The following is a 16689-nucleotide window of genomic DNA, read 5'->3' on the forward strand; positions in this document are numbered from 1 at the left end:
TGCATCCAATCGACGAATCGCTCGTTTAATCGAGCATACCTGCTGCAGTGGCCCGATTTGACAACATTGAAGTTGACGAGACTGTGAGCCTTCCGCCCTTCGTGCTCAAGCAGTCGACAACTCGGCGAGCTGTTGAGCCTCCAGCGCGTGGCGCGCGGTGTCAAGCAAACTGATGCAGCCGCACGGGCTGGATTGTCGCGTAACACCTCCTACCGCTTGGAGCACGGAGACCTGTGTCTCGCGGTAGGGCGGATTTTCCGCTACCTTGAAGCCATCGCGCCGGGAACCACGCTCGAGAGTCTTCACGAGCAAAAAGACCCCTGTGCGCAAGCTGCTCGTGAACGGAGAACCCGAGTGAGCGGCCTGAGTGCGGCCGAGCTCGACGAGCTGAACTTTTGAGACCGACATGGCCAAAAGAGAAAACAAGCTCACGAAGTTTTGCACATATCGGTTCCGCGTGAACACTGTATGGCCAGTCCACGGCCGCCGAGGAGCCCTCCCTGAGACTAATGCCGCGCGGCTCTTAGCTCGCATCTGTAGGCCTATCATGACGCGTGCTGCCATGGGGTTTCGCGAAGAGCGACGGTGCCCTCGATAGCTTGCATTGTAGGCGGGAAGTAACCGAAGACAAGTTGATCTGAACAGTGGCTGTCGCATTCCCTAGGGTCACCGTGCCGGACTTCGCAGACAAGCCTGGCAAATCCTGTCGTCCCGCTCGTGACGCATGGCACGTAACGCCTCAACCATTACTGATGAAGGGTGGCGGCTTGCAAGGTGGTGTTTTCCGCACGCCGATATGCGGCGCCGCGAGTCCCGCGACAAAGCCGAGTCATGTCCCGGCCTTCGCAGTTTTGTGCGACGCTAAAGCTAGTAAAAGCCGGCTCGTCCGGTTCAATTGGACTTCTCAAAGGCGCTGTCACAACGAAACGCGGCGTGACCAAGAGATTGACGATGCCCGAGATATGCGCGGATGTGGGCACACAAAATTGCCACGGCGCGGACGGCCGAAAGACACCATGAGCGCGCGTCGCATATCGGCGAACGCCGCTGTCGGAACGTCGACGAACATCACCGCAAAACGCGAGAACAGGATGTCGAACGCAACCTCGGGCAGCTCGGCGCTGCTGGCGTCGGCCACTTGAAACAGGACCGGCTTATCCTGTGGCGCAAGCGCGCGCGCCCGGCCCGATCAGCGGTTCGGATAGGTCCACGCCCAGCACCTGTCCTCCCGCGCCGACGCGGGCGGACAGAGCCAGACTCGACGTGCCCGCGCCGCAGCCGACGTCAAGCACGCGCTCGCCCGTGACGGGCGCGGCGGCTTCAATCGCGGCCTGGCCGAAGCCTGCCACCATCGCGTCGAGCCGGGCCTGGTTGGGCGACCCAGCGCTTCCCGCTTTGACCATTCCAGTCGGCGACCTGATAAGCGTTTTGCTCTGTCATGCCATCTCCTCGTGCTGATTCATTCTTGACTGCGCCATCTGATGCCACAGTGCGCATCATCTCCAGCCACCCGGTCGCTAGGCGCAGCGGCGACCGCCAGGGAATTCCGGGGATGATGCAGCTCATCGGGCCTAAAAGCGATAGATCAAGGCTTGCGCGCGTCTGCCTTCAGAAAGTCGTTCCGATGGGCGCGCACGAAGTCCTCGATCGACATCGGCGGCAAGCCCGTCAGCAATTTCACATCGCCCGAGGATCGGTCGTATCGGCCCTCCCGGTGCAGCAGTGCCATCGATTCCAGGTGTGCGATCACATGTTCGGATGCGCCGAATGACCGCAGGCTCTCCAGCCACGGCTCCATCGGGATGTCCATGTAGGTGATCGTACGCCCCAGGACCTTCGTGAAGTCTTCGGCGATTTCACGAGGGGTCTCGGCACGCGGGCCGGCCAGCTCGTAGACCCTTCCAAGGTGAGGCCCGGGGTCCGCCAACACCTCCGTCACGCATCGCGCGACGTCGTAGGCCGCGATAGGCGACGTCCTTCCCTCTCCGAACGGCAACATCAGCGCGTCGCGAGCGGTGACCGTGGGAACGGCAAATCGCCAGAAGAACGCGTCCATGAAGGCGGTCGGACGCATCGTGACCACCGGCAGGCCGCTCCAGCGCAAGACCTGCTCGGCCAGCCAGTGCTGCCTGTGCTGCGGGCTGCGCGCGGTCTCGCGGATGCTCATCTCCGAGACCGTCATCTGCGACATGTTCACGAACGCTTCGACGCCGTGGTTCTGGGCAACCACCGCCACGTTCGTCGTTGCCTCGAGATACTTCTCGTTGACCGACATGCTGAAGTACAGGCGCTTGCAGCCCTCCACCGCGCGATGTACCGCGTCCAGGTCGAGCAGGTCTCCGACGACCACCTCGGCACCAAGCGCCCTCAGCGATTCCGCCCGGCTGTCCTCCTGGCGGACCATGGCGCGCACCTTCAGCCCGCGCTCAAGCAGGGACTTCGTCACGCTCGGTCCGATCGCTCCAACTTGGCCAGCAGCACCGGTGATAAGGATGGGATGGAGATGTTTCATGTCGAGGTTTCCGAGAGACTGGTACCGGCGCTCTCGCCGGTGACGAGAATGGTGTGACCGAACAACTTCACTGGCGACTCCTGGAATTGGTGTTGAACGGGTTGACTGGTCTGTTCGAGGCCCATCACCTGGAGCGAGCGCTCGGCGCGGTTCACGATGCCACCATGTCGGCGCGAATCGCCTCGACGACCGCGGCGGGGTGGGTCAGTGGGATCATGTGTGCAGCCCCGGGGACAACGACCCTGCGGGCGTCGAACGCCCCGGCGAGCAGACGGCTCACCGACCGCGGAGCGGTCGACGTTCGCTCGCCGACGAGCACCGAGGTCGGCACCGCAGCCGAGGCGAGCTCGGCGAGCGAGGTCCGATCGGCTGCGCTGGTGGTCATCTCGAGCCGCAGCCGCGGTGCGAGCCGTGCAACCAGCGCACGACCCTTCTCGCCCAGCGCGCTCCACGCACCGGCGCCGCTCCAGTGCTCCACCAACAGGCAGGCGGCCGCATCGTGATCCGGGAGCGCGCGCATGAACCGATCGCAGAGGGTCTGCACCTCGCGCAGGGCGTCCTCCTCCCCGGGCACGCGCAGCACACTGACGACCACAGGATCGACCAACGTGAGCCGCACCACGCGAAACCCGACGGCCAGCCGCAGGTGAAGTCCGAAAAATGCACCGATCGAGTGGGTGACAAGGTGGAACGCGCCGACGCCCTGCATGTCGAGCCACCCGCGCAGGTGGGCCACCTCGTCCTTTGGCTGCCACGCCTCGCTCGGTGTTGGCGACCGTCCGTAGCCGAGCATGTCGGGCGCCAGCACCTTGGCTCCGTGTGCCTCCAGACTCGTGCGGACTGCTGCCCAGGCATGGGAGCCGGTGGCGGAGCCGTGGAGCAGCACAATGGGAAGGTCCATGATATCTCCGTGTTCTGAATTGCTCTTAACTAAGCCGTCCGATGCCACAGCGCGCATCGCAGTCAGAGTCCCCGCTTGTTCGAGGAACCCCACGCGCCAGCGCTTTAGGAGTTAAGCGTCCACAATTCTTTTCACCATGGCCCTTTGCATTGATCGGGGCGTCAGACGATTTGAAAAGGCTATCAGCTTGTTCGATAGGCCCGCGACCACCATAGCCTTTCCTTGCAACAACGCCCGAATACCGCTCGCGGCGACCGGACGAGGCTTCATCGTGAGGAGGCGCAGCAAGGCCGAGGTGGTTGCGCCGGCTGCCTCATCGAAGCCCGTCGCGGTGTGCCCCGGGCAGAGAGTGGTAACAACCACACCATGCGGGCGAAGTTCGTCGTGCAGGGCCTCGCCAAGGGCGAGTACATATGACTTGGTCGCCGCATAGGCAGCGTAGCTGGGAACGGCTTGGAAGGCCATGAGGCTAGCGACGAGAAGCATATGTCCAGATCGCCGCTTGGCCATATCGCGGCCGAAGAGATAGGTCAGCTCTGTGAGCGTCGTGATGTTGAGCTGGACCATGTTCGCGGTGCGCTCGATCGGCGTTTCCAATAAGTCGCCGTGCAGGCCGTATCCGGCGTTGTTCAACAAGATGTCGACGGTCACCGACCTCCCGTCGAGACTGCATTTCAAGCGGCTGGCCGCGCCCGGCGAGGCAAGATCGGTCGCCTCGACCAGCACATCCACCCCGTATTTGCGGCGGAGATCGGAGGCAAGCTTTTCCATCGAATCGTGCCGTCGGGCCGCCAATACGAGATTGACTTTGTGCGCTGCCAGTAGATCTGCGAATTCAAGGCCGAGGCCACTCGATGCCCCAGTGATCAGAGCCCATTTTCCGGCGAAGCTGTTTATTGGTTGTTTCGTCATCGTTCTCTTCTTCAGCTAGTTGTCATCGAATGTGGCTCAGCCAAATTCTCAATCGGAACACCCGCCTGTCCTTAGGGGAGTCTGTGCTCTCAAACCAGCATCGACTGCTGGGCGAAGATGCCCGCCATCGCACCTTGCGATGATGCCTGGGTAACCGATGGCATTCCGGGGGTCGCGAGATCGCCGGCGGCGTAGATGCCGGGCATGCTGGTTTCGCGACGCTCGTCGACCTTGAGGACGATGCCGAGAGGCGTGTCGACCGTGGTGAGTCCCAATGCGTCATGCAGGCTTGCGGACGGCTTGGTGGGCGGATGCGCGAACAGGATGTCGACTTCGACATCGGGGCCGGTATCGAGCTTGACGGTGGCGTTGTGCCCCCCGTGACGGGCGATCCCGGTGATCTTGCCATTGACGACCCGTGTCTTGCGGCGCGCCAGATCGGCCCGGATATCGGGCGCAATGTCATGGCCATCTGCGAAGACCGTTAACGTGTTGGTCCAATCCTGGTACAGCTTGACCTGAATGTGCGACTGCGGACGGAACCAGACGAGGCCCCAATGCTGGTCGGCAACCTCGTAGCCGTCGCAGTAGGGGCAGGGAACGATGGACGTGCCCCAGCCTTCGGCAAAGCCCGGAACAGCAGGCATCTTATCGACAAGGCCATAGCTCAGGATCAGCCGGCGCGCCTTGAGGCTTTGGCCATCGCTGGTGCGGACGGAGAAATCATCGATGGCGCCGGAGATGCTGTCGGCCCGCGCATTGACCAGCCTGATCGTGGGATAACGCGTCAGCTGCTGCCGCGCCTCGGCCAGGATGTCCAGCGGCGGCTTGTGATCGTGACCGAGCAGGCCATGCGAGTGGCCGGCAAAGCGATTGCGCGGCTTGCCGGTGTCAAGAACGGTGACCTTGCGGCGGGCACGGCCGAGCTGCAGTGCAGCGGCGAGGCCGGCAAAGCTGCCGCCGATGATAATGACGTCATTCATGGTGATCGGCTCCGTGTTGTGGATTGAGGTCGTTGGGCCTGGCGCACAATACGTCCAGCGATACGTGGCCAAGACGGGCAGCGAGCAGGGTTTCTGCCTCGAAGAGAAAGTCGCCCATCTCTATGTTGACCACCTGCCATTGCCGCTTCGATATCGCCGGGCGCCCCTCCGGGAATTCGATTTAGAGCATGCCGGCCCGTTGGCTTGCACATTTATAGTCCTGCGTGGTATCGTAATTAAACAATTGTGATACTGTCAAGTACTGAAATGGTCGTGATCGAAAATAGACGGAACCGCCGTGGCCGGCCCGCCAACGGGGCGCTTCGCCAGACGATAGTCGACGCCGCCTCCGAACTCTTCGTCGAATTGGGCTTTCAAGCGACGACGCTGGACAAGGTCGCCCAGCGGGCGAAGATATCCAAACTCAGCATCTATCGGCACTTCGAGAACAAGGAGGCGCTGTTCAGCGCGGCCATCGAGGCCGGCTGCCATCAGTCGTTTGCACCACAGGCCCTTCTCGAAGACGTCGACGGTTCCGTCGAAGATCAGCTCATGGCGGTGGGATCATCACTGCTTCGCACGCTGTTGAGGTCAGACGTCCGCAGTGTCGAAGCCATGGTCATGGCCGACAAGACGAATCAAACCTCCTTAAGCAAGCTCCATTACGAAGCCGGCCCCGCCCATGTCATCGCCCAAATCGAGGCGCTGCTGCGTCAGTTGCACGCGAAGGCTCTTCTAAACGTGCCCGATCCTCTCCGGTCCGCCCGCTTGTTTGCCGCGCTTTTTAGAGGATCCGATCTCCTGCTTATCGCACGCTTCGATCAGGCGAGAGCAGCGGACGACAACAAAATCGAATCCTATTGCCGGTCAGCCGTCACCATGTTCATCGCCGCGCACAGTCGCATCTGAAAGTGCGCTATCGCGGCCTGACGAAGAACACACAGCGATTGCATACACTGTTCGCGCTGAGCAACCCATGGATGGTGCGTTGACGACCGATGGGAAGGCAAACGCATGAGCGCAATAGCCGCCCGCGTGCTCAGACATTCAGCGCATTCTTTATGCTAAACATTTGATAGCAATTCGAGTGGCGAGCAAGACGTCATTCTGGCACGGCTTGAGCCGCCTCACGAACTCACGGGTCTAAGCGTCCGCAGAGGCCGACGACTCGTCCTCCGAGCCACATGGAATGACCGTTCCACTCCGATACCGACCTTAGGACAGAGACTGCTCGACCGGCTGCAACGGGTCGAGCTTGTGTGAAAACACGTCGATCGCCTAAACTGGATTAACTGATTCAGATGGGTGACCGGATGAAGCGATTCATAGAAGGTGAAGATCGCAAGCAGGTGACGCTGCTTCCAGAATGCCTCGATGACTTTGTTGCTGAGGACAATCCGGTAAGGGTTTTCGAGGCATTCGTTGAAGAGCTTGACCTTGCATCATTGGGCTTCGATGGCGCAATGCCGTCGGTTACAGGTCGCCCGTCCTATCATCCAGCAGTGCTCCTGAAGATCTATATCTACGGGTACCTTAACCGGATTCAATCAAGCACGCGTCTTGAGCGCGAATGCCAGCGCAATGTTGAGTTGATGTGGCTCACGGGCCGACTGGCGCCGGACTTCAAGACCATAGCCGATTTTCGTCGTGACAACGGTACCGGCATTCGCAACGTGTGTCGCCGCTTCGTGATGCTCTGCCGTGAGCTGAAGCTGTTCTCGCAAGCGCTGGTCGCAATTGACGGTAGCAAGTTCAAGGCAGTCAATACGCGGGATCGCAACTTCACCGAGGGTAAAGTCGACAAGCGCCAGAAGCAGATCGAGGAGAGTATCCAGCGGTATCTGAGCGCGCTGGAGACCGCCGATCGTACGCAACCCGCGGAGCTCGAAGCGAAGACGGCCCGATTGCAAGATAAGATCGCGCGCTTACGCGAGCAGATGCGGAACCTCGATCAGATCAAGGAGCAACTCAAAACGCAGCCTGATGGCCAACTCTCGATGACAGATCCCGACGCGCGCTCCATGGCGACGAGCGGCAAAGGCTCGGGAATGGTGGGGTACAACGTGCAGGTGGCCGTTGACGCCAAGCACCATCTCATCGTGGCTCACGAGGTCACAAACTCTGGCAGTGATCGGGCACAGCTAAGCCCCATGGCAAAAGCTGCGCGTGACGCGATGGGCAAGACAAGGCTGCGGGCAGTCGCCGATCGTGGTTTTTACACCAGAACTCAGATTAAGGAGTGCGCCGATGCGGGGATTGCGGTCATGCTGCCGAAGCCAACAACGTCAGGTGCGAAATACCATGGCCGGTTCGACAAGGCAGACTTCATCTACATTGCGCGGGACGACGAATACCAATGTCCAGCTGGAGAGCGAGCAATTTACCGATACACCAGCGAGGAACACGGGATGCAGCTACATCGATACTGGAGCAGCGCCTGTTCGCAATGCAGAATGAAGTCACAGTGCACTCCCAGCGGCCAACGACGGATAAGTCGATGGGAGCATGAGTCGGTGCTGGAGGCAGTGCAACGCCGGCTCGACAAGACGCCCGACGCGATGACGGTGCGCAGGCGAACCGTTGAACATGTCTTTGGAACGTTCAAGCACTGGATGGGCTACACGCAGTTCCTGACTCGCAGGTTGCCTAACGTAGGTACCGAGATGAGTCTGAACGTACTCGCCTACAATCTCACGCGAGTGCTGAGAATCCTAGGTTTCAAGAAGACGATGAAGGCAATGCGGATGGTGGGTGCGTGAGGACCTCGAGGTCCTAAACAAAGCCATCACGCTCCTTTAAAACGCACCCGAGACGCTTACCCTCGTCGTCACCGTAATGAGCGCAAACGTAGCCAAATGCGCCGCTGAGGGCGCGGTCATGCGCGGCATCGAAATTCCATCAAGTTTCCACACAACCTGGGTCGGCTACGGCCCCATGACGCCAGCCGCCAACGACGAACGCTGCACGAGTCGTTGCAGTATGAACGTCTAGCTCGCCGATCGCCGGTGGGCTGGGATAAGCGGATAATCCCGGCATGCATCGCCAATCGCCGGCCTACACAAGCGCCAATGCTGGGTCTGTGTCACTGAACCGATAGCCCCCACCGGCTCGCTTGGCTTCATACATCGCCGTGTCTGCCCTTTTCAGTAGGCCCCCAAGTGACTCGCCCGCCGCCGCGCGCGTCGCAGTCCCGATGCTCAAGCCGACCGGTAGAAAGTCATCAGCAAGCGGGCGAACGGCGGAAAGGAGCCTGTTGCATAGCTGGTCGATTTCATGACGGCTCCGAAGTCCAGGAGCGATAAGTACGAACTCGTCACCGCCGACCCGGGCGAGCGTATCGCCCGACCGAGTAACGTCCCTTAACAAATCCGCGACGCGACGGAGGAGTGCGTCCCCGGTCGCGTGGCCCAACTTGTCGTTCACCGACTTGAAGCCGTCCAGGTCAATGAAAAGAGCTGTGACCGGGCCGCCGTCGTCGCCAGCGCCGTCCTGCAAGTGATCGAGCGTTCGATCGAGTTCTCGCCGGTTTGGCAGTCCCGTCAACGCATCGCGGTACGCTGCGCGACTCATCCGCTCGGTGCCCCGGACGACGCCCCGGAACGCCCTCTTCTGCATCCTGAAAGCGAACGCGAGCATTGCTGCGACGGCAAGTAAAAGCCCGGCGAACGCACAGCCGGTCAACTCAACCCGGTGCGTCTCGTCAGCGAGCCCGGCGGCTCTTCTTGCCTCGCACTCGGCGGCAAGCTTTGAGACCTGCACACGTATCCGGTCCATTGCGTCCCTGCCGGCGTTGGTGTTGACGACCTTTAACGCATCGTCGTGCTGTCCACGCCTTTGCAGATCTATCGTCAGAGCCAGCTCGTCGAGCTTGGTCGTCACATCCGCCGTAATCTTAGTTAGCGCTTCCCGTTGATGTGGACGGTGAAGGGAATGAGTTAGCTCCTGCAGCGCTGTTAAGGCTTTCGTACTGCCGTTCTCGAACGGTTCCAGATAGATTTCGCTGCCGGTCAATAGAAAGCCGCGTTGACTGGTCTCCGCTCGTTCTACGCCGCTAAGAAGCGCATTGCTTCGCTTGATAAGCAACGAGGCGTCGTTCACAAGATCGACGTCCTCGATCACGGCGTGAGCTTGCAATACCGCAGCGATGGCGCACGCTACCAGTGCGGCGACAATGACCGCGTAGATCAGCATGGAGCGCCGTTGCTCCACTGCGATGGTTTCTCGAACTTCAGTCATGTGTGCGCGAAAGATAAGTCCGGAGCTGGTTGTGCCCGGTGACACCGATTCTACTTGCGAGAATTCAGAACGAACGAGAGAACAAGCCGCTCTTTCCTAGCCTAATCGCGTCGCAACGGAGTCTATAGGTAATTCCTACGTCGGGTGCGTTTCAGGAGCATGAAAGTACGCCATCGTCCTGAAACCGTCGTGAAACCCTATCGGGAGTTTCTGAACGCGCTGTGGCCGTGTTTTCCGACTCTATATTGCTGAGTGGCAAGGGCGGGCAGGACTTCGTCCCTGGATTTGTTCGTCTCTGATCTTCGCGACCACCGGGTAGCAAAGGCAGCTACGTCCGTCTTGCCGACTACATCCGTGTGGAGGTGGATGGAATTGTTGACGAGTTCGCTGCGTTCGCGCGAGATAACGTGCAAAGCGCCAAGCGGCTCACGGCCGAGGAGTTGCGCGACACTGCCGCTGATTTGCTGAAGCACGCAGCCGATGACATGGACTCGCGTCAAAGCGAGGCAGAACGGTCCGGAAAAAGCCGTGGCGACTCGCCGCAGAACTCACCTCCGCTTACCGAAGACGCCAGGAGTCACGCACGAGACCGCCTTGCCGCCAGCTTTTCGATGACGGAGTTGATGTCGGAATTCCGTGCTCTCCGCGCAAACGTGCTCAGGCGATGGCGCGACGCCAATGTTGACGATCCTGCTACCGCCATTGAAGAAGTCGTTCGCTTTGACGAAGCGATCGATCAGGCGTTGACGGAGTCGATCGCTTGGTACGCGTCGCAGACCGACCGGTCGCGCGAACTGATGTCAGGGATGATTGCGCATGATTTGCGGAACCCCCTCGGCGCCATTGTGATGTCGGCGCACTATTTGTTACGCAGTGACGCGATAGCCGGTCCGGAGATGAAAGCAGCGGGACGTATCCTCTCTAGCGCAACGACGATGAAGAAGCTGGTAGGGGATCTGCTCGACTTCACGCAGGTGCGCATGGGCGGCCATCTTGCCATGACGCCTGTGAACATGTCGTTGCGTGATGTCTGCTTGGACGCAGTGGAGGAACTGAAGGCGTTCCACCCTGATCGCACCATCGAGGTCACTCAAAGCGAGTCCGTCGACGGCTACTGGGACCGGGATAGGCTACATCAGGTGATTTCGAATCTGGTCGCCAACGCACTCGGTCACGGCGCCGCAGATGCTCCAGTGACCGTTAGCGCGGCCTTAGAAGGGGCCTGCGCACGACTCGACGTTCACAATCTTGGCGAGCCAATCCCGGCCGAGAGCCTCTCGGAAATTTTTGATCCGCTCAAGCGCGTCCCGCAGACTGGGGCGCGTGCGCACCCGTCGACGGGCGGCGTCGGGCTAGGCCTGTTCATCGTCAAAGAAGTTGCTCGGGCGCACGGCGGTTCGGTCGCGGTTGCATCCTCCCGTGAGGCCGGCACCACGTTCACTGTCAAGTTGCCAAGGAAATCATCGGCATGCGCGCAGCAGCGCGACTTATAAGCCGCGACGAAAGAAAGCTCGCTGAAATGCGGGCACGTGCGTCCGACTAGGCGAATACAGCTGCACATCCGTGTTCATAGCGGCCATGAAGGGACATTCGTCAGTTGCGCGCGTCGCCATTTCAAGGTCGGCACCCTGTTCGATATCCGCCACTCAATGCGGATCTGGTCGGAAGGCAACTCGGGGTCGGCAAGCGAAAGCGCTCTGGGTAATCGCGGCGTTCGCCGGCCTTCGGCACCCCGCCACACGTTAGAATGCGGCTTTAAGTGCCTTGACATCATGATGCTCGCGCTCAAGCTGACGCTGGTCCCGTTGTTTCTGCTTGTCGTTTCGATGTCAGGGAAGTGGTGGTGACCGTCGGTCGCTGGCTGGTTGGCTGGATTGCCGGTTGTAGCTGGGCCGATTTTGTACCTCTTGACGCTTTCCCACGGGCCTGCCTTCGGAGCCCGCGCAGCGAACTTATCGCTGGCGGCAATCCTAGCGTCCGAGGCGTTCAATTTCGCTTATGCGTGGACGTGCCGATCGCGCAGTTGGCCAATCGCGTTAATTGCAGGTCTCATCGTCTGGTTCCTGTCCGCATGCGGTCTCTCGCTCCTGCCGACCTCGCCATTCTGGGCCTCGATCGCTGCAGTCACAGCAGTTTGCTGTGGGCAGTCGTTCTTGCCGAGGACTTCGGCCGTAACGGCCGGCGCGCCTCTTTCTCGGTTCGATCTGCTCGGCAGAATGACCGCTGGGGCTCTTCTGACTTTGTCTGTCACATCGGTGTCGGCCTGGGTAGGCCCAACGTGGAGCGGGTTGCTTGCGGTCTTCCCGCTGCTCGGGATCATCCTTTCCGTTTCGTCGCATCGCGCGTACGGTCCGGCTTTCGTGATTTCGCTATTGCGAGGTATGGTGCTGGGGCGTTTCTCATTCGCCGCGTTTTGTCTTGTTCTGACTTTCGCGCTTCCCTTCCAACGACCGATCGTGGCATTCCTCGAAGCGGCGTTGCTCGCGATGATTGTTCAATGGTGCACGAAGCGCATTGCAGCGAGGCAAGGACGGGCGTCAGTCGTCGTTGCCGCTGAATGACGCATTGCATCCCGCGCCAGTTGAGCGTGGCGGATCAGGAGGGCGGGCACCGGCCATCTGCGGTCGTTGGCCGTCGCGCACAAACGGTCATTTGAGTGACTGTCCTAGGCTAAACAATCGTCATTCGCCTATCGACGGATCGCCTTCAGCGATCTCACGGGATTTCGAGAAAATTCAAGCCGAAGTCCAGAAATATTTAATGGTGACCGGATCACCGACGCAAAGCGTTGATTTGACGACCGGCGGCAATTGCGCGCCGACACGTCGCTGGCATAATCTTGCTGCACTGATTGGGGCACCTTTGATCGAGCGCATCAAGGAAGCACGAGCGGACCGGCAAGACAATGAAAAAGCGGGGAAGAAGTGGCCGACAACGAAACGACGGGGACGGGCCGTCCGGGCTGGACCGCCCGAGACGACAAGAGCGGACTTGACCCGCTCGGAATGCAAACTACCAGTGTTGCGCTCTATCAGCGCCTCCTGCCAGGTATCAGCAACGTGACATTGCGCGTGCGCTATTACGGGTTTTATGTGTGGTTGGCGCGGCACTATTCGAAGGTGGTCCGGGATACCTCAGTCGATGAATGGTGCCGATTCGTGAGGCGTGCCGAGGCGCTGTACGCCCTTGTTGCCCAAGATTGCGACGACGCGCGCGGGGTGGCGGGCAGCAGGTGGGCAAAGCGAACGCTCGCTGCCGAAAGCAGAAGCGGTATCAGGTTCTCTCGCTACACAGATCGGCAGTCCGGGCAGTCCCAATACCTCAAGCAGAAATTCGGCGCTTTCGGGGCGGCCTATGGTTCCCAGCTTGAGGAGATCGGGCTGTTGACGTACCTAGACAAGCACGAGATTCCAGTGCCCACCAGTTATACTGGGGAGCGCCTCGCTAAGGCATTTGGGACCGCAGTCGGGCGTGCTGGCACCCTGTTCTTGGAGACAGTCAAGAGCGGTGCCGTCCAGAAGAGCGAACTGAAGCGCATGGCTCACATGCTCCCCTCGGCGATCGAAGAAGACAGTGTGGAGCGGCAGCTTTACGAGGACATCCTGTTTGGACGGATGAATGCTCCAGACAATGGGGCGACGCCGCGCAGTCAGACACTCCGACTAGTACTGCGAACCGCGCAATACCTCGGCTGCTGGCCCGACCGATGGGAGGTCAGGTGGGCGCTTTATTCCGCCCACGGCTACTCCGGTGAACCATTGCCAGCCGTCCCGGACGCAGAGGAAGCGCAGGCATTTGCGTGGAAGGTGTACCACGCGAACGATATGCTCCAAGTGTGCTACGGCGCTTTGCTCAAGTATTTGCTGGATATTTTGGGTGGCAGTCCCTCCGGCATGTCGATGGGACGCTTGCTGTCGGCTGTTGTTCCCCGTATCACCGCAGAAGTCGGGGAGGACGTGCTGACTTGGCAGGATCTCGTTGACTCGATCGGGATGGTGGAAAACGCATGGTCCGACGAACCAGCGGCCGAGTGGATGTTGCAAGATGCGATTACGGCGCGTGCCAGCGACGTCGCAGTAAGCACCAGCGAATATGCTGCAAACGCATTGAGGCTCCTGGCGGTGCTATACGCCCGCTTCATTGATCAACTAGAGCGCGTGCAGTCTGAGTTGCCGGTGCTTTCGCGTTCAATCTATCTTCCGTCGATCGTCTCGGAGTTGAACTTCTTCAAGGCACGCGCCGGGGAGTCGATCGGCGACATCGTGAGCCGCCTTTTGCGTGAGCGGATCATCGAGCGCCATCTGTGGGTGGCGATTCAGAAACTACGGTCGCAAGGTGATTACACGTTCCTGCTCGAAACCGATGACGGGAAGGTACGCGTTAGGCAGAAAGACAGCCCATCCTTCACGAATCCCCGACTCGCCCCGGCGATTTCTTTTCTGGGCGATCTATACCTGGTGGACGATAGCGGTCTCACTGCGGCTGGCAAAAGGATCATGGAGGCAGCGTGAAACTGTTCGACTGCTTTGCGACGAAGGGCTTCCACACGAGCATCGTGACGACCTTCAACGTCGATCTGAACGCCTATGAGTCGATCGCACTGGCGCGCCTTCGGGAGGCAGGATGTAACAACAACATTGTCATCGCCGACGACAGGATGCTCGGTTTTGCACTCGCGCCGGGCGAGACTAGGCCTAGGCATGCGGGTCGTCGCTACTCGATCGTTGGTGCCCCTGCGAGTGGGGTTTTTCACCCGAAACTGATACTGCAGTTGGGCAGAGCGGGTGGCCGTCTTCTGGTGGCATCGGCGAACATGACCGCGGCTGGTCTCGCCGGGAATCTTGAAGTGGTGGGCGAGGTGCGTGCCGAGGATGATGCCTTCCAGGCGCTGCCGCTTATGCGCGCTGCGCTTGCGTATGTCGCCAGTTACGTAGCAGACGCGGCGATGCCCCGAAAGCAGATCGAATGGGCGATGCGCAGAACGCCATGGATCCACGAGCAGTCGGACGGTGCCGTTATCGATCTGGAAGAGGGCGGCCGCCTTGCCTTTCTCTCCAGTGCTGGCACCGTGGGCATTGGGAAACAGTTCGCCGAACTGGTCGGACGGCGCAAGGTCACGCGGCTAGTAGTCGCAAGCCCCTATTGGGATCCAGACTTGGGTGCGTTGCGCGAGTTGCGCGACCGGCTTGGCGCAAAGAGCGTCGCGCTCTTGCTACAGTCGAAAAACGCGCTCTTTCCCGTCCACGCGCTTGGCAAGAAAGAGTCTATCCGGCTATTTAACGTCGACAAGGTAGACGGCACGAAGGCGAGCCGCTTTGCTCACGCGAAAGTGTTCATCGCCGAGACGAGCGCTGCCGACTGCGTACTCTATGGCAGCGCGAACTGCACTGAGGCCGCACTTGGTGAAGGCGCGGCCCGGGGTGAGAACGCAGAGGCGTGTCTCTATCGCGAGCTACCGCCCGGCGAAGCCGTGCAAATTCTCGGACTCGAAAGCGCACTGGACGGGGAATTGAGTGTTGCGGACGTTCCCAAGTTCCAGTCCTCCGAGGAAATTCCGCTGAAGGACCTGGAGCGCCATCTTCCCGGACGTTTTGAGTTGAGCGAGCAGACGCTTCGCTGGTGGCCGCCTAAGGGGGCAAACGTCGCTGAAGCCAGAATTGAGTTGACCGATAGCGATGACAAACCGGTAGCGGGCGCTCTGACACGAGTGAGCGCAAGCGGATCGCCCGCGAGATACCGGTTCGAGGGGCACGAGGCGCCGCACTTCGCAACTGTGCGCTGGCAGGGCTTTGAATCGTCGCCGGGCGTTGTGATTGTCGAAGAGGCAATCCGGCAGGCGCAACGCAAGTCCCCGACGCGCAGTGTCGACGACGCCTTGTCGCAACTTAACAATACGGACGCATCCGAGGGGCTATGGCTCCTCGATATCATGCACAAGCTGGCGGTTGCGGAGCAGGAAGCCCGTCCAGATGAGGAGAAAAAGCCCGTCCGACGGCGCGGCCAAACTGAAAAGTGCGAAAAGCCGGCGGGGCGCGTGCTGAGCTATGAAGAGTTCATAGAGGGACGGTCTTCCGAGACTACAGAAGCCGATACGCCTGGAAGCCTTCTCGGTGCTTCGCATCAGGAGTCTGTCCGCGAGTTCATTAACGCGCTGATCGGCAAGAAAAAACCGCTGTTGCAGACCATTGACGAAGCGGATGAAATCCCGGGTCTGTCGATGGGTGATGAGACTGCCTCGGCGGAGGAAGCGCTCGAGGAAGACGAGCGCTTCAATGCGCAGCAGCAACGAACACTGACCGACACGGATAGCGGGAAGAAGGACCTGGAAGAGCGTAGCAAGTACAAGGCGATGCGTGATACGCGGCAGAGTATCGTCAAAGCAGTGAGGTCCCGTCAGATGACCTTTCAACAGGATGCGGCTGAGCGCCCGCTTGGCGTGATCGATCTTCTGCGGTTGCGCGTGCTACTTGTCGTCGTGCTTGGCGCGGGTTGTAGGAAAGCAGATCCCCTCCCGACGGGCTCAGATGCCTCTGGGCGCATGCAGGGCGTCCTACCGATTAGTGGCGATGAAAGCTGGCGACGCCTGGTAGGTAACCTGCTGTTCGACTTTTTCAGGAATCACGGAGGAGGCCGAAAGCCCCTTATCAGCAAGGTTGTTCTGGATATCGACGGTGACGACGGCTTGCCCATAGATGTGCTTGAGTGTTGGGCGACGTGCTACTGGGCAATCTGCGCGACCCGCGTAGCGACCAATGATCGTGGCGATTCGATTCCCCCGCTGACAGGCGGTAAAGACATCGCGGAGGATCTGTACCGCTATACCCAGTTACTGCCGAGCGAACTGCTGGGAAACACAGTCAGATCGACTTTTGAGGGGATGAGCGCGCGCTACGCTGAACGTTTGGGCGTATCCGTGGCGCGACTCGAAGAGGAGCACCTGTCCCTTGTCGAGACAGTGATTGAGAAAGATCTGGCGTAGACAGGGCGCTGATTGGATGCCAGGCCGCTCGAGGCTCGTTGGATTCGATTGCCGGAATCTTACGTCGCGGCGATGGGCGTGCTTAGGCACTGGTGCGTCTTCACACAACTGGTCGAATCACGTTGTGCGCATCCGCAATAGCGAACCACATTCCCGCTGCTGCGCC

General features: G+C 60.2%; 10 protein-coding genes and 2 pseudogenes. 6 read left to right on the forward strand and 6 right to left on the reverse strand.

Translation table 11 applies throughout. From position 1 onward, the window contains the following. Positions 1-1018: 1018 nt before the first annotated feature. The 5 genes and pseudogenes from AWB77_RS19075 to AWB77_RS19095 form a co-directional block, all read right to left on the reverse strand. Positions 1019-1440, reverse strand: a pseudogene (locus AWB77_RS19075) (class I SAM-dependent methyltransferase); the annotation flags it as partial. A gap of 145 nt (positions 1441-1585) precedes the next feature. Then, positions 1586-2512: an NmrA family NAD(P)-binding protein gene (locus AWB77_RS19080; RefSeq protein WP_061136005.1), complete on the reverse strand. Its 927-nt coding sequence runs from the start codon at positions 2510-2512 to the stop codon at positions 1586-1588. A gap of 151 nt (positions 2513-2663) precedes the next feature. Next, positions 2664-3413, reverse strand: coding sequence for an alpha/beta fold hydrolase (locus tag AWB77_RS19085; protein ID WP_061136079.1), 750 nt, complete (start codon positions 3411-3413; stop codon positions 2664-2666). 111 nt (positions 3414-3524) lie between these two features. Further along, entirely contained in the window at positions 3525-4325 is an 801-nt protein-coding gene (locus tag AWB77_RS19090; protein ID WP_061136006.1) for an SDR family NAD(P)-dependent oxidoreductase, read from the reverse strand. Positions 4326-4414: 89 nt separating this feature from the next. Then, complete coding sequence (locus tag AWB77_RS19095) at positions 4415-5308, reverse strand: NAD(P)/FAD-dependent oxidoreductase (protein ID WP_061136007.1); 894 nt, start codon at positions 5306-5308, stop codon at positions 4415-4417. Between the two features lie 267 nt (positions 5309-5575). On the opposite strand from AWB77_RS19095, the gene AWB77_RS19105 reads away from it, so the two are divergent. After that, positions 5576-6217, forward strand: a complete 642-nt coding sequence (locus tag AWB77_RS19105; RefSeq protein WP_374728701.1) for a TetR/AcrR family transcriptional regulator — start codon at positions 5576-5578, stop codon at positions 6215-6217. A gap of 404 nt (positions 6218-6621) precedes the next feature. Beyond that, positions 6622-8067: an IS1182 family transposase gene (locus AWB77_RS19110; RefSeq protein ID WP_061136081.1), complete on the forward strand. Its 1446-nt coding sequence runs from the start codon at positions 6622-6624 to the stop codon at positions 8065-8067. Positions 8068-8362: 295 nt separating this feature from the next. Here the strand turns inward: AWB77_RS19110 and AWB77_RS19115 are convergent, their stop codons facing one another. Continuing rightward, entirely contained in the window at positions 8363-9544 is a 1182-nt protein-coding gene (locus AWB77_RS19115) for a GGDEF domain-containing protein (RefSeq protein WP_061136009.1), read from the reverse strand. Positions 9545-9906: 362 nt separating this feature from the next. Between AWB77_RS19115 and AWB77_RS19120 the strand changes: the two genes are divergently transcribed. From AWB77_RS19120 to AWB77_RS19135, 4 genes and pseudogenes are all read left to right on the forward strand, one after another. After that, positions 9907-11037 (forward strand): sensor histidine kinase, encoded by a 1131-nt coding sequence (locus AWB77_RS19120; RefSeq protein ID WP_510183487.1) that lies wholly within the window; start codon positions 9907-9909, stop codon positions 11035-11037. A 282-nt stretch (positions 11038-11319) separates the two neighbouring features. Beyond that, positions 11320-12105: pseudogene (locus tag AWB77_RS19125) on the forward strand (hypothetical protein). Between the two features lie 363 nt (positions 12106-12468). After that, positions 12469-14055 (forward strand): hypothetical protein, encoded by a 1587-nt coding sequence (locus AWB77_RS19130; RefSeq protein WP_061136011.1) that lies wholly within the window; start codon positions 12469-12471, stop codon positions 14053-14055. Then, positions 14052-16523, forward strand: a complete 2472-nt coding sequence (locus tag AWB77_RS19135) for a phospholipase D-like domain-containing protein (protein ID WP_061136012.1) — start codon at positions 14052-14054, stop codon at positions 16521-16523. Before AWB77_RS19130 ends, AWB77_RS19135 begins: the two co-directional genes overlap by 4 nt. The last annotated feature ends 166 nt before the right edge of the window (positions 16524-16689 follow it).

It is taken from the genome of Caballeronia fortuita (assembly GCF_001544835.2).
Lineage (GTDB): Bacteria > Pseudomonadota > Gammaproteobacteria > Burkholderiales > Burkholderiaceae > Caballeronia > Caballeronia fortuita.